Origin of the sequence: Paenibacillus sp. FSL R5-0749 (assembly GCF_038595085.1) — a bacterium.
Lineage (GTDB): Bacteria > Bacillota > Bacilli > Paenibacillales > Paenibacillaceae > Paenibacillus.
Genome location: NZ_CP152005.1, coordinates 5,702,103 through 5,715,914 on the forward strand (window position 1 = coordinate 5,702,103; position 13,812 = coordinate 5,715,914).

Annotated in this window: 11 protein-coding genes; 3 read left to right on the forward strand and 8 right to left on the reverse strand. The window is 45.6% G+C overall.

The window, feature by feature from the left end; translation table 11 throughout:
* Positions 1-10: 10 nt before the first annotated feature.
* The 3 genes from MKY85_RS25495 to xylA all read right to left on the reverse strand — a co-directional run bounded on the left by MKY85_RS25495 (position 11) and on the right by xylA (position 4,962).
* Positions 11-883 carry a glycosyltransferase family 2 protein gene (locus MKY85_RS25495; RefSeq protein WP_339237772.1) on the reverse strand — a complete coding sequence of 291 codons (873 nt, stop codon included), beginning with the start codon at positions 881-883 and terminating at the stop codon, positions 11-13.
* A gap of 62 nt (positions 884-945) precedes the next feature.
* Entirely contained in the window at positions 946-2,439 is a 1,494-nt protein-coding gene (xylB, locus tag MKY85_RS25500) for a xylulokinase (RefSeq protein WP_339237774.1), read from the reverse strand.
* Between the two features lie 1,206 nt (positions 2,440-3,645).
* The gene (xylA, locus tag MKY85_RS25505; RefSeq protein WP_342571074.1) at positions 3,646-4,962 is read right to left on the reverse strand and encodes a xylose isomerase; all 1,317 of its coding nucleotides are present in this window, start codon (positions 4,960-4,962) and stop codon (positions 3,646-3,648) included.
* A gap of 198 nt (positions 4,963-5,160) precedes the next feature.
* On the opposite strand from xylA, the gene MKY85_RS25510 reads away from it, so the two are divergent.
* Entirely contained in the window at positions 5,161-6,327 is a 1,167-nt protein-coding gene (locus MKY85_RS25510) for an ROK family protein (protein WP_339237778.1), read from the forward strand.
* A 147-nt stretch (positions 6,328-6,474) separates the two neighbouring features.
* On the forward strand, positions 6,475-6,672 hold the full coding sequence (locus MKY85_RS25515; RefSeq protein ID WP_342571075.1) for a hypothetical protein: 198 nt from the start codon (positions 6,475-6,477) through the stop codon (positions 6,670-6,672).
* A gap of 350 nt (positions 6,673-7,022) precedes the next feature.
* Here the strand turns inward: MKY85_RS25515 and MKY85_RS25520 are convergent, their stop codons facing one another.
* The 3 genes from MKY85_RS25520 to trxB all read right to left on the reverse strand — a co-directional run bounded on the left by MKY85_RS25520 (position 7,023) and on the right by trxB (position 9,675).
* Positions 7,023-7,658: a hypothetical protein gene (locus MKY85_RS25520; RefSeq protein ID WP_342571076.1), complete on the reverse strand. Its 636-nt coding sequence runs from the start codon at positions 7,656-7,658 to the stop codon at positions 7,023-7,025.
* Positions 7,659-8,432: 774 nt separating this feature from the next.
* A complete protein-coding gene (locus tag MKY85_RS25525; RefSeq protein ID WP_339237784.1) occupies positions 8,433-8,663 on the reverse strand; it encodes a glutaredoxin family protein in 231 nt (76 codons plus the stop codon).
* Between the two features lie 70 nt (positions 8,664-8,733).
* Positions 8,734-9,675 carry a thioredoxin-disulfide reductase gene (gene trxB / locus MKY85_RS25530; protein ID WP_105601888.1) on the reverse strand — a complete coding sequence of 314 codons (942 nt, stop codon included), beginning with the start codon at positions 9,673-9,675 and terminating at the stop codon, positions 8,734-8,736.
* 256 nt (positions 9,676-9,931) lie between these two features.
* Here trxB and MKY85_RS25535 point away from each other — a divergent pair, with 256 nt between their 5' ends.
* The gene (locus MKY85_RS25535) at positions 9,932-10,663 is read left to right on the forward strand and encodes a ZIP family metal transporter (protein ID WP_253440965.1); all 732 of its coding nucleotides are present in this window, start codon (positions 9,932-9,934) and stop codon (positions 10,661-10,663) included.
* 178 nt (positions 10,664-10,841) lie between these two features.
* Here MKY85_RS25535 and MKY85_RS25540 read toward each other — a convergent pair whose 3' ends face one another.
* Both MKY85_RS25540 and MKY85_RS25545 read right to left on the reverse strand, forming a co-directional pair.
* Positions 10,842-11,651, reverse strand: a complete 810-nt coding sequence (locus MKY85_RS25540; protein ID WP_342571077.1) for an alpha/beta hydrolase — start codon at positions 11,649-11,651, stop codon at positions 10,842-10,844.
* Positions 11,652-11,793: 142 nt separating this feature from the next.
* Entirely contained in the window at positions 11,794-13,809 is a 2,016-nt protein-coding gene (locus MKY85_RS25545; RefSeq protein ID WP_342571078.1) for a heavy metal translocating P-type ATPase, read from the reverse strand.
* Positions 13,810-13,812: the final 3 nt, after the last annotated feature.

A 13,812-nucleotide genomic window follows, 5' to 3' on the forward strand; every position in this document is an offset into this window, starting at 1 on the left:
CCCCCTCTCCTTATTCGACCCATGCCAACAGTCGTGGCTCTTGATCCAATATCGATTCGTACTGTTCCTTCCAACCGTATCTTGCTTCAGGGTCCAATGCTTGATAGCGCTCATATTTGCGGATGCGGTCTTCTTCCCGCGCCCATCCATAATGCTTCACCCGGGGAGCATGACATCCATAACTCCAATGCTGGATCGTTAACGGAAAACGCCCACAATGCTGGGGTGTTTCCTTCCATTCATAGCTCATCCCCGGATGATAACGAATCAGAAACGGCCGATAGTAGGCATGGGCTTGCCAGAACTCATCTTCCCGGTAATGCGTATCACTCCACATATCAAACAATCTGAAATAAATCGCATCCTCGTTGCCACGAAGCAGCAGATCGCGTACAGCCCCAAAGTCACTGGTTAGAATCTCATCCGCATCCAGATTCAAAATCCATTCCGGATCGGTCGCCACTGTTTCTTCCCATTGTTGTTTCCTCAAGCTTACTTCGTCTGCAAAACGTGAAGAAGCGTTCTCCACCAATACAAGTGGAATACCGTCCAGAAGTTCCCGGCACATCGCCACCGTTCCATCCGTGCTTCCATCATCAATGATTACTGCACGATCAATCCAGGCACGATGTGTCTCCAAAGCCTGCTTGAGATAACGATTCTCCTCATTACGAACGATCATCGACAAGGTAATATGTGGTCTTCCATGTACCTCATGTTCATCCAAAGCTTCACCCCCATGCTCAAGCTTCTTCCTATTAAAATCGCCGGACACCCGATGTCTGGACAGATCACAATCCTCTATTCTCAATCTATGCAGAGCCGGAATGCGGATATGCAGGACAAGGAAACCTTTCACGGGGTTAATCTTGTTGAACGACAAAAAAAAGCACCCGCCTGTGCGGATGCTTCTGCATGTATGATATACATGTTTCATGTGATGAATTAACGGTATTCAGCCAAACGATCATTGAGACTACGTGTCTGTCCATAGACTTCCTGGTACAGTGCGAACAATCCATCATAGACAGCAACCGTTTCCGGGTTCGGCTCATAGGACTTCGCCGGACGAATAAACGCCGTTGCACATTCCTGCAAAGACGAGAACCAGCCACATCCATAGGCAGCCAGCATTGCTGCCCCCATAGCCGGACCCTGTTCGCTCTCCAACTTCACAATTGTGGCGTTGAAGACATCTGCCTGCATTTGCAACCAGGCTTCATTTTTGGCACCACCCCCAATAGAGATGACTTCATTAACGGTTTTACCTGCGCCGCGCAAAATATCAATGGATTCACGCAGCGAGAAGGTGATGCCCTCCATCACCGCACGTCCAAAGTGCTCCAGCTTGTGCCCGGCATCCATACCGATGAAGCTGCCCCGGATATTCGCATCTGGATGAGGTGTACGCTCCCCAACGATATAAGGTGTGAACAATAATCCGTTGCTGCCGGCCGGAATCTGATCAATGCCCTGTAAGAGCACATCAAAGGATTTGTCCGCTGCAAACGTATCCTTGAACCAGGACAAGCTATATCCTGCGGCAAGTGTTACCCCCATAATATAGAAGGCATCTTTCTCCCCATGATTGAAAAAGTGTACTTTGCCTTCGAAATCGAGATCTTTACGCTCTTCGTAGGAAAGCACCACCCCGGACGTTCCGATGCTGCACATCGTCTGACCTTCACTCAGAATGCCTGCGCCAATGGCACCGCATGCATTGTCCGCGCCACCTGCGTATACTTTCGTCGCAGCTGCCAGACCTGTTTGATCCGCAATCTCCGGCAACAGGGTACCCACTTCCTCAAACGATTCCACTAGACGTGGACATAGGGAGATCGGCAGCTTGAATGCTTCTGCAATCTCATTGCTCCACTGCTTGCCCGCAACGTCCAGCAGCAAGGTACCTGCTGCATCGGAATAATCCATGGCATAATCCCCTGTCAGGCGATAACGCACATAGTCTTTGGGTAACAGGAATAAGGATGCTTGCTGTAACAATTCAGGCTCGTTCTCCTGAACCCACAGAATTTTTGGCAAGGTAAAACCTTCAAGGGCGCGGTTCCGGGCAATGCTTAACAGCTTGCCATCCAGCACTTTTTCAATCCGGCGGCACTGAGCCGTTGTGCGTGTATCATTCCACAAGATTGCATTCCGCAGTGGTTTACCTTCGGCATCCACCAAAACCAGTCCATGCATCTGTCCGGAGAAGCTCAAACCTTCAATTTCCGAAGGCTGCACGCCAGATACTTCGAGCAATTTGCGCAGGGAAACAATCGTCTGCTCTACCCAATCTTCGGGATTTTGTTCACTGTATCCAGCCTTGGGCTGGTACAACGGGTATGCCTCCGATGCTTCAAATGCCACTTTTCCTTCACGATTGACCAACACGGTTTTAACCGCACTGGTTCCCAGATCGACACCAATTACGTAACTCATAGGTTAACTCCTCTCGTTTGTAACAGGATTGTATAAATGAAACCCTTGATGCTCATGTGATCACTTCGTGATCAGAAAACCCTTGGATCGCCGTTACCCCCGGATTTCCTTTATCCCCTTTAGCAAGGGAGAAATCCGGGGATAAATGCGACCGCTTCGCTTCCTCGGGTCCTTTCTGCTCACTCCGTTCTGCATGTAGCATCTTAGAAGAACATTTATATCAAAACAGTAAAAACATACTCGTTTTGGTAGCGAAAAGATGATCCAATGACCTTGATTCGTCATTGGTTATAAATGAAACCCTGATGCTCATCTGGCCACTCCGTGATCAGAAAACCCTCGGATCGCCGTTACCCCCGGATTTCCTTTAACCCCTTTAGCAAGGGTGAAATCCGGGGATAAATGCGAACGCTTTGCTTCCTCGGGTCCTTTCTGCTCACTCCGTTCTGCATGCATGATCCTGGATACACATGGATATCAAACGAGTAAAACGTACTCGTTTCTGTAGCAGAAAGATTCATCCAATGACCTTGATTCGTCATTTGTTATAAATGAAACCCTTGATGCTCATGTGATCACTTCGTGATCAGAAAACCCTCGGATCGCCGTTACCCCCGGATTTCCTTTAACCCCTTTATCAAGGGAGAAATCCGGGGATAAATGCGAACGCTTTGCTTCCTCGGGTACTTTCTGCTCACTCCGTTCTGCATGTACCATTTTAGAAGAACATTTATATCAAAACAGTAAAAACATACTCGTTTTTGTAGCGAAAAGATGATCCAATGACCTTGATTCGTCATTGGTTATAAATGAAACCCTTGATGCTCATGTGGCCACTCCGTGATCAGAAAACCCTCGGATCGCCGTTACCCCCGGATTTCCTTTATCCCCTTTAGCAAGGGAGAAATCCGGGGATAAATGCGACCGCTTTGCTTCCTCGGGTACTTTCTGCTCACTCCGTTTTGCATGTACCAATTTTAGAAGAACATTTATATCGGCAATTTAAAAACCACGTTGTATGTTTCATCAAAAAACCGCCCCCGTCTTCCCAAGGGAAAGTCGGGGACGGTCCGAATGTCATGCTTGTTCAGGCGTTCCATGGTACAAGCTAATCTTGTGCATAGGCTAGTTTGGACACTGATGTCCAACACATATGAGTTGAATAACCATCGGTGGTCGACGTGACCAACCCTGCCTAATCCACTATTAATCAGCCAGAATGTACTGGTTCAGTTGTGCTCTCAGCAATTCCTGACGTCCGGATTGGTTTTTGCGTGGGCTTTCATTGTTGAGTGCATACTCAGCAAGGGAAGCAAGTGTTGCTTTACCTGCAACCACATCTGCACCAATGCCTTCGCTGAAGCTGCTGTAACGTTTTTCGATGAAGTCATCGAATACACGATCTTCGATCAGTTTTGCAGCTACTTTCAGACCTTTGGCATACGTATCCATACCTGCGATGTGTGCCAGGAACAGATCGTCTGCTTCGAAGGAACCACGACGTACTTTCGCGTCAAAGTTCACACCGCCGCGGCCAATACCACCGTTTTTCAATACTTCATACATTGTCAGTGTCGCATCGTACATATCAACTGGGAACTCATCTGTATCCCAACCGATCAGCATATCACCTTGGTTCGCATCAAGAGAACCGAGCATACCGTTGGTACGAGCAACGCGGATTTCGTGATCAAATGTGTGACCAGCCAGCGTAGCATGGTTCGCTTCCAGGTTGAGTTTGAAGTGTTTGTCCAAACCGTATTTTTGCAAGAAAGCAATGGAAGTTGCTGCATCATAGTCATATTGGTGTTTCGTTGGCTCTTTCGGTTTAGGCTCGATCAGGAATTGTGCGTCAAAACCAATTTCCTTCGCGTAGTCTACAGCCATGTGGAACATGCGAGCAATGTTGTCTTGCTCCAGTTGCATGTCTGTGTTCAGCAATGTGTCGTAACCTTCACGTCCGCCCCAGAATACATAGTTTTCAGCGCCCAGACGTTTACCCACTTCCAGACCTTTCTTGATCTGTGCCGCAGCATGAGCATACACGTCTGCGTTACAAGTCGAAGCTGCACCAAACATGAAGCGTGGGTTCGAGAACATGTTCGCCGTGTTCCAGAGCAGTTTTTTGCCGCTGGATTTCATATGATCTTCAATCAGATCAACGATTGTATCAATGTTGCTGTAGAACTCGCGCAGGTTGTTGCCTTCTGGTGCAATGTCCACATCGTGGAAACAGAAGAACGGGAGATTCATTTTTTCCAAAAATTCAAATGCCGCTTCCACGCGTACTTTAGCGAGGTCCAGACCCGAGTATTTATCCCACGAACGAACAGCTGTCTCTGCACCAAACGGGTCACTTCCGCCTGCAGTTAATGTATGCCAATAAGCCATACCGAAACGGAAATGTTCTTCCATCAATTTGCCGGCTACCACTTCTTCTGGATTATAATGTTTAAAAGCAAAAGGATTCTTGGAATCTTTACCTTCGAATGAAATTTTATTAACGGATTCAAAATAGGCCATGTGTAAAATGCCTCCTCAATAGTTTTAAGAAATCGTTTACACCGTTATCCTAACACATCGAATTTACTTTGTCTATTGGTTAAACAAAGTAAAATAAAATTGTTTTTTACACGCTTGTTTACGCTATAATAGTCGAATAACTTGTTTCGGATGTGGGTCAGAACCCTTTGATCAGAAGAATAGGAGTGCCTTAACGATATGAAAATAACCGGAGACCAGATGCTGGTCAAAAAAATAAACAAATCGATCGTTCTGGATACGATCCGGCGCCATGCCCCTCTTTCTCGCGCGCGAGTGTCCGAGGTTACGGGGCTGAACAAAGCAACGGTATCCAACCTCGTTGCTGATCTGATTAGTGATGATCTGGTGCAGGAGATTGGCCCTGGGGAATCCAGTGGCGGACGCAAACCACTTATGTTGCTGTTTCGGGGGACATCCGGCTATGCAGTCGGCCTGGAACTCAGTGTGACCCATTTAAAAGGCGTGCTCACAGATCTGGAAGGACACATCATTACAGAATACGCAGTGACATTGGAACATCATGACGTGTCCTCTGTATTGGAGCAATTGAAATTGGCAGCAAAACAGCTCATTGAAGCAGCTCCTGCTTCTCCTCACGGTGTCATAGGCATCGGTATCGGAGTGCCCGGCATGGTCGATGAGGCAGGAACAGTCCTGTTTGCACCCAACTTGGGGTGGGAGAAGGTAGCGCTGCGCTCCATGCTTGAAGAAGAATTTGAACTGCCTGTCACCATCGACAATGAAGCCAATGCTGGCGCTCATGGAGAGTTGAATTTTGGTGCAGGCATCGGTGTCCGTCACATGATCTATATCAGTGCAGGCATGGGGATTGGTTCAGGCATCATGGTAGATGGTGAATTATACAAAGGCGCGTGGGGTTACGCAGGGGAAACAGGCCACATGTCCATTGAAGCGGAAGGTCTGCCTTGTTCCTGTGGAAATCGTGGTTGTTGGGAGTTATACGCTTCGGAAAAAGCCTATGAACACCCGGATCATCAGCTGAAATTACCTGCTCATACCACACGTGAGCTGATCCATTATGCGGAGCAAGGCCACAAAACTGTTCAGAAATTATACGACACGATTGGACGCAAATTGGGGATTGGCATTACCAATATTGTCAACAGTTTCAACCCGGAACGTATTATCATTGGTGGTCCGCTCTCTGAAGCAGGTCCCTGGATAGAAACCGCGTTAAAACAGGTTGTGGAGGAACGTACATTACCTTATCACCGTCGCAGTTTGCAGATTGAATGGGCAGCTCTGGGCAGCCGTTCCACCCGTGTTGGTGCCGCTTACTCTGCAATATCCCAATTTTTAGGTAAAATAAGAGTTTCAGTCTAATAACAGATGAAAATTGACATCATTTCGCCCCATTTCCTCCCTTTTTGTTAAAGAAATCCAGATGTATAATGGGGTTATGTGATTTTTGTCATGGCTGTGTCGATATAGCTGTGTTAATTCCGATAACGAAACGGAGTGAAAAGAAGCGTGACCTACGTGGATACTTCAGATATCTCGGCGCCAGTATTTGTCACCGTCCTCCTGTTCCTGATTGTGCTTGCGCCCCTGTTCAGCCTTGGCATACTCCGATTGTTCCAGAGCAAAAGGAAGGCTGGTTTCATGTACATGCTGTCAGGAGTGCTGGTATATGTTGTGTTTCAGACTTTCATGAGTATTTTTTTCTAGAGTAATCATTTGATTTTATGCAAAATTCCTTTCGCAGTAATTCAATCGTACACGTGATCATGTACTCTGAATTACGGGCGCAAGGTTTTTTTTGCTTCTATTTTCCCATTCTTAACATAGATGCTGGATTATGACAAATCGAGAAATCTTTCTTCCATCATATAAAGGAATATCCTGGATTTTCCCATTACGAAAAGAGGATTTCCTAAGTTAAGGATACATAAATGATATATAAAACAACCATATGTTCAAAACATATGGTTGCCAATGCTCAAAGCATATCAAATTGTTTTTCCTTAATAGTAGGTATCATGAATTGTACAGTCTAAACAATCATTCATTGAATTCTCTTACTCTTTAGTCATAGTTATCGGTACAAAAGTAGTCAAACCAGTATCTTTAACTTTAACTGAAGCACTAACTTGATAATAAGCCATATTAGCTAGATAAGAATCAGTATCAAGATATTTATTGTAGTTAGCATTATTTAAAGTATTTGTATAAGTTCTATCTAATGTTAGACCTATACCATCGCTTCCTACTACTCCATAAGCAGCAATTTTAACTTCGTTAGTAAACGTACTATGATAGATTTTATTTACATCGTTAGAAGTCATACTAAAGTTCATATTTCCACTTACTAAACCTAACTGAACTTCAATAAATCCAACAGTCTTTACATAACTGTTTTGGCCTACTTTACCATAACCAGCTAGAGTGAACTTAGTATTACCATCCCAAAAACTATTTATAGATACTTCAGATTGTGAAGATTGTGAAGGCTGAGCTGGTATAGCGTACTTTTTAACAAACTCCGCATCTTCCTCACTGAATTTCTCATTAAGTTCATATTTTGAATTTATTTCATCAAACCTTTCAGCGATTGCCTGACTATCTAATTCCTGAGCGTTAGATTCGGCACTCACAGATAATACAGGTAATATTGTTAATACTAATGTTAATAATAATATAATAGCTTTTTTCATTAATTTGATCCTCCAAATTTATAATTTTTACGTCGACGTCCTAATATTATACAATAAAAAACCATATAGTGGAAGCTTATTTGATTTTTTTTACCTTTTTACTATAAAATGATTGTTAGTTGGAAATTAATATTGTATTTACCACTAGATAAGAGAGGAGCTTTAATATGCTTAAAAAGACATTTGGTTTCCTGTTTGATTTTATACTTTGTTCTATTCTTTATTTTGTTGGTATAACCTTACTATGGGGTATAGAACTGCAAGTTTATCCTAGGATGGGTGTTAATCCAAAAGACTATATTTTGATATTCTTTGTAATTAATTGTTTGATAACTTTTCTTATTCATTCTAGATTTTATAATTTTGGAGAATGGTATACTTCGCGAAAATTAATGATCAAATCCCGAACAAAAAAAATAGTAATATCGGTTATAATAATACTGGCCTTAATTCCAGTTGTTTTAACTAGTATGTGAGCGTGGATATCTCTAACTCGACTGTTACCAGAATCGAAAATGCTGCTCTTAATCTTATAATCATGCTGCTTGTTCACCTCAATTATGCTCTGCGTCTTAGAAAAATGATTTCGTACTTCTGTATATTGGACAATTCTGAATGATGTTTACGACCATCCGATCCATTCAAAGAAAACGCACAAAAAACCGTACCCTTCGGGGTACGGTTCTTTCTATATCCTAACGGCTCGCGAAAACCGGAATTTCATATGAATTGAAACGTTCTTCAACACATCATGTTCCAGATGATCAGCGTAATTTAAGCGTCCAATACTTTGGCAAATTGCGTTTTGTTCATACCCAGAATGCGGTGTTCACCAATGACAGTCAATGGCACGGCACGTACACCCATGTCCCACACTTGTTGTGCAAATTCATCGCTAGTTTCGATGTTGCGCTCTTCATAAGAGATCCCTTTGTCAGCCAGGAATGTTTTTACGGATTTGCAGTTCGGGCAGTTCGTTGATGTATATACAATTACGTTTTCCATGTTTAATTCACCTCATATGGTTTATATTATTCTATCGTTTGGTTGAAATCAGTGGAATCAGCTCATTCTATTACAGAACAACTGCGCTGTGCTCCAAGCTTTCAATGTATTTCTCGGTGTCCATAGCAGCCATACATCCGCTACCTGCAGCTGTGATTGCTTGTTTGTAACGTGTATCCTGCACGTCACCACATGCGAATACGCCTGGGATGTTTGTCTCGGATGTACCTGGTGTAGTCAGGATATATCCATGTTCGTCCGTAGTGATCTGTCCGCCAAGGAAACCAGTGTTTGGTGTGTGACCGATAGCTACGAATACGCCGCTTGCCGGAATCACTTCTTCTACACCTGTTTCGTTGTTCAATACTTTCAGACCTGTTACGCCGTTGTCACCAGCAAGGACTTCAAGTGGTGTACGATTCAAAGCCATTTCTACTTTTTCGTTGCTGCGTGCACGATCCTGCATGATTTTGGAGCCACGCAGTTCTTCACGACGGTGTACCAGCGTTACTTTGGAACCGAAACGGGACAGGAAGCTTGCTTCCTCAAGAGCAGAGTCACCACCGCCGATAACGATGATCTCTTTGTTACGGAAGAAGAATCCATCACATGTTGCACATGTGCTGACACCGCGGCCCACATTCGTTTCTTCACCAGGGATACCCAGGTATTTAGCAGATGCGCCTGTAGACAGGATCAATGTTTCGGATACGAGTTCCCCCATACCTTCAACTTGAATCTTGAATGGACGCTCGCTCATGTCGATGTTGTTCACCCAGCCTGTGCGGAATTCTGCACCGAAACGCTCAGCTTGTTTACGCATGTTGTCCATCAGTTCAGGACCCATGATGCCATCAGGGAAACCTGGGAAGTTCTCCACTTCCGTCGTTGTTGTCAGTTGGCCACCAGGTTGTGGACCTTCAATAACGAGCGGGTTCAAGTTGGCACGTGCCAGATAGATTGCTGCTGTCAGCCCTGCAGGGCCTGTTCCAATAATAATTGATTTATACATGTATAGTTCCTCCCCCGGGTTCTGCAAAAAGGTTAGTCCCTCCGGCATCAAAAGCTGTTGCTTTTGCATACACTAGAACGAAAAGCCTAGATCATGTCCACAAGACCTGCCTGCGTAATGACAATAATCCTATGCAGAAACGGAATTCTAATTTATAATCATTCTAATCTGTTGTTCATTATGATCTCTTTTATGTACGGTGTCAATGCTCGGCAGCGATTATGAAGAAGTCTTCATCAGGAGGGAAAATGGAAGCATGAACGATGCACTCATTGGCAGTATTATATCAGCCATGTCTACCGGCCTAGGGGCCGTACCGATTCTATTTATGCGCAAAATATCGCACCGTCTGCGTGATATCTTGCTGGCATACGCTGCAGGTATTATGACCTCAGCCTCGGTTTATAATCTCATTCCGGAAGCGCTCGGCCAATCGAATCTCTTTGTACTCGCATTTGGTATTATGCTTGGTAGCCTGGTGCTACTGGTGCTCGAGATGAAGATTCCACACGTCGATCTGGAGAATCCCGAGAAAATGCCTTTCAAAATTGAAGCCAAAGCTTTTATGATTATTGCGGCTATTACCATGCATAACCTGCCAGAGGGGTTATCAGTTGGTGTCAGCTACGCAAGCTCGGATGAGAACCTGGGCAATCTTATTGCCTTCTCCATCGGATTGCAGAATGCGCCGGAGGGATTCCTGGTCGCCCTCTTTCTAGTGAACCAGAATATTGGCCGCTTCAAAGCACTGGGCATTGCCACCCTCACCGGAGCAGTAGAGATTATTACAGCGATGATTGGTTATACATTAAGCAGTCTCGTATCCGGCCTTGTCCCTTATGGTCTGGCATTTGCAGCCGGTGCGATGATGTTCATTGTGTATAAAGAGCTCATTCCCGAAAGTCACGGCGACGGCAATGCACGAGTGGCAACTATCTCGTTTTTACTCGGACTCATCACGATGATCGGTCTGACCGAACTGTTTTAATTGAAGAATGTATACTTACTATGCACGTTAAACCTTGTTTAAGACTCTTACAGTACAGAAAAAAGAACCCGAGCGAACAGCGCCTAAAGCTGTCGACCGGGTTCTTTTTTTTAGCCACAAATGAAGATTCCATGAAATTAATGGGATAGGTTGTAAGGAGCATGATGCCCTCTTCTGATCAGGATTGAATGAAACGAATCAATTCCGAATTGAATTTTTCCAATTCATCATAGAAAGCACCATGACCACTCTCTTCAAAAGCAATCAATTGAGACGAAGCGATGCCTTTATGCATCTGCTCTGCGAATTCGAACGGACAGATCTCATCCTTTTTCCCGTGCAAAATGGCCGTCGGCACCTGAATTGAACTCAGGTCACCTCGTAGATCCTCATCCCGCAGGGCAATTGCACTGCGAATGGTACCATAAGATGAAGCCTCCATACCAAGCGCGTGGAACCAATCCATGAATGGCTGGCTGTGTTCTTTCGCGAAGAACATGCCGCCAAATGTCTCCAGCAACTTCGGACGATCTGCAAAAATCGGCTCAATGATCTGCTCGTTCAGCTGCTCTGGAGTCAATCCATACGGATAACCTTCGCGCTGTGTGAACACAGGAGCTGCCGCAGATAACAAGGCCAGCTTGGAGACACCATGTCCCTTATGTCTGGCCATGTAATGTACTGCAATCGCTCCACCCATGGAGAACCCTGCGAGTACCGCGTCTTTCAGCTCCAAATCATCGATAACAGCACGAACATCGTCTGCCATCCGATCATAATCATATCCGGTGGAAGGCTTATCTGATAAGCCGTATCCTCTAAAATCTATCGCAATGGCACGAATGCCATGGTTCGGAAGTACGTTCAATTGATATTCAAACATTTTATAATTAACAGGCCAGCCGTGCAAAAAGACAACCGGAGTGCCTTCACCGATATCTTCAACATATACTTTTACATTCGGTTCCACTTGTACATAACGTCCCATATTTCACAGCTCCCTTTGTCCTCGAATGATTGCAACTTTCTCTTCGAATCATTACCCGTTGACCCAAGGTTCAAACGTGAGCCGTTCAACCAGTCGTATACAACCAGCAAAACCAATGAATCATTTTCATCTCCAAATCCGATTAACGTAGCAGCCTAAGTCCATTCAGGATAACCAGAATTGTACTGCCTTCATGACCTACCACACCGAGAGGCAATGCGACGTCTTGGAGGAAGTTACCTGCAATTAAGGCCAGAATAACGGTGATGGCAAAAAACATATTCTGCTTTACCGTACGCTGTGCTCGGCGCGCCTGCCCAATCACCCAAGCGATCTCTTCGATATTGTCGTTCATCAGCACCGCATCAGCAACCTCCAATGCAGTTCCACTGCCGGACAATCCCATTCCCATACCCACAGTCGCTGCTGCAAGTGCCGGAGCATCATTGACACCATCTCCCACCATTAGCACTGGACCATACTGTTTGCGGAGCATTTGGACCTGCTTCACTTTATCTTCTGGCAGTAAGTCTGCATAGACCATGCTTACCCCCGTTTCACGTGCAATTACAGAGGCTGATTTGGCTCGATCGCCTGTTAACATCGCAACTTTAACCCCCATCGCTTCAAGCCTTCTCACTGCAGCTGCTGCCTGAGGGCGTACCGTATCCCGCATGGCGATCAGCCCAGCCATTTCACCATCAGCCATAACAACGGATACCGTTTTTCCCTCCCCCTCAAGACGGGAGCGTACTTCGTTCCACGCTGTAGATACCTTCACACGGTTAACACCTTGTTTATCTGAACCATCAACGTTATCATCCTTCATCTTCTCTGACTGCATCGATTCCATTACATTTGTTTTGCCAATACGCCAGAGCACATCGTTTACCGTTCCTTCGATACCCCAACCCGTTAGGGACTGTACATGCTCCGCTTCCTGAAGTGTAAGGTTCTCCTTGTTCGCCTGATCTACGATCGCACGAGCCAGGGGGTGCATGGAGATGTTCTCAATCGCTGCTACCGCAGCTAACAGCTGGGCGCGATCTATCTTTTCAGCAGTAATAATATCTGTAACTTGCGGGGTGCCCATGGTCAATGTACCTGTTTTGTCAAAAGCAACGACCTGCGTGCGTGCCATATTCTCCATATGGGCACCACCCTTGAAGAGAATGCCACGGCGCGCACTGCTGGACATCGCGGACAACATGACAGGCATGATCGAAGACACCAATGCACAAGGTGATGCAACAACCAGAAATACCATCGCTTTATAAAATGCCTCGTTCCATGTCCAGCCAAGCAGCAGTGGAGTTCCTGCAATCACAAGTAAAGTCACCCCTACAACAATGCGTGCGTATATCCCTTCAAACCGCTCCATAAAACGCTGGGAATCCGGCACTTCTGCCTGCGCTTCTTCCACCATTTTAATGATTTTTCCGAACAGTGACCCTTCAGCCGATTTGGTGACCTCTACGTATAAGGCGCCCTCCCCGTTTACCGTACCTGCATAGACCTCATCCCCCGCAACTTTGTCCACAGGTAGGGATTCTCCGGTGATGGACGATTGATTGATAAAAGAACTCCCCCGGTACACGACCCCATCTGCTGGTATGAGTTCTCCCGGTTTCACCAACAGCAGATCACCTGGCTGGAGATCATCAATAGCCACAAGGTTCATCTGTCCATCCTCAATACGCAGTGCTGTCTCCGGCTTCAGCGCGAGCAACGATGAGATATCCTTATGACTGCGCTCTGTCGCATAACTTTCCAACGCACCACTGAGTGCAAAAATAAAGATCAGCATCGCGCCTTCATTCCAGTAACCAATAGCTGCTGCCCCAAGAGATGCGGCAATCATCAGCAGATTTACATCTAGATCACGGTCCTTGACCAGTGTCTCGATGCCTTCCTTCGCCTTGGTCCACCCCCCCACGGCATACGCCACAATGTAGAGCATGATGGATAAGGTACCAAAATACGGTGCAGTTCCCCAGGCAATCAGCATTAAAAGCCCGCTGCCCAATGCAGATTGCATCTCTTTATTCTGTACCATGGCTCGAAAATCAGGCTTTTTGCCGCGATTGGGGCCAGGTGTTTGGGACGAGCGTTGTTCTGTTGGTTTCTGTCTGTGTAGAGGTTGATGTATCGCTTGCATATA

Bases quoted from the DNA above. Each gene is read 5' to 3' on its own strand.
- MKY85_RS25525 (WP_339237784.1), bottom strand. From the start codon at position 8,663: ATGGAAAACGTAATTGTATATACATCAACGAACTGCCCGAACTGCAAA.
- MKY85_RS25520 (WP_342571076.1), bottom strand. From the start codon at position 7,658: ATGAAAAAAGCTATTATATTATTATTAACATTAGTATTAACAATATTA.
- MKY85_RS25510 (WP_339237778.1), top strand. From the start codon at position 5,161: ATGAAAATAACCGGAGACCAGATGCTGGTCAAAAAAATAAACAAATCG.
- MKY85_RS25535 (WP_253440965.1), top strand. From the start codon at position 9,932: ATGAACGATGCACTCATTGGCAGTATTATATCAGCCATGTCTACCGGC.
- MKY85_RS25540 (WP_342571077.1), bottom strand. From the start codon at position 11,651: ATGGGACGTTATGTACAAGTGGAACCGAATGTAAAAGTATATGTTGAA.
- MKY85_RS25545 (WP_342571078.1), bottom strand. From the start codon at position 13,809: ATGCAAGCGATACATCAACCTCTACACAGACAGAAACCAACAGAACAA.
- xylA (WP_342571074.1), bottom strand. From the start codon at position 4,962: ATGGCCTATTTTGAATCCGTTAATAAAATTTCATTCGAAGGTAAAGAT.
- trxB (WP_105601888.1), bottom strand. From the start codon at position 9,675: ATGTATAAATCAATTATTATTGGAACAGGCCCTGCAGGGCTGACAGCA.
- xylB (WP_339237774.1), bottom strand. From the start codon at position 2,439: ATGAGTTACGTAATTGGTGTCGATCTGGGAACCAGTGCGGTTAAAACC.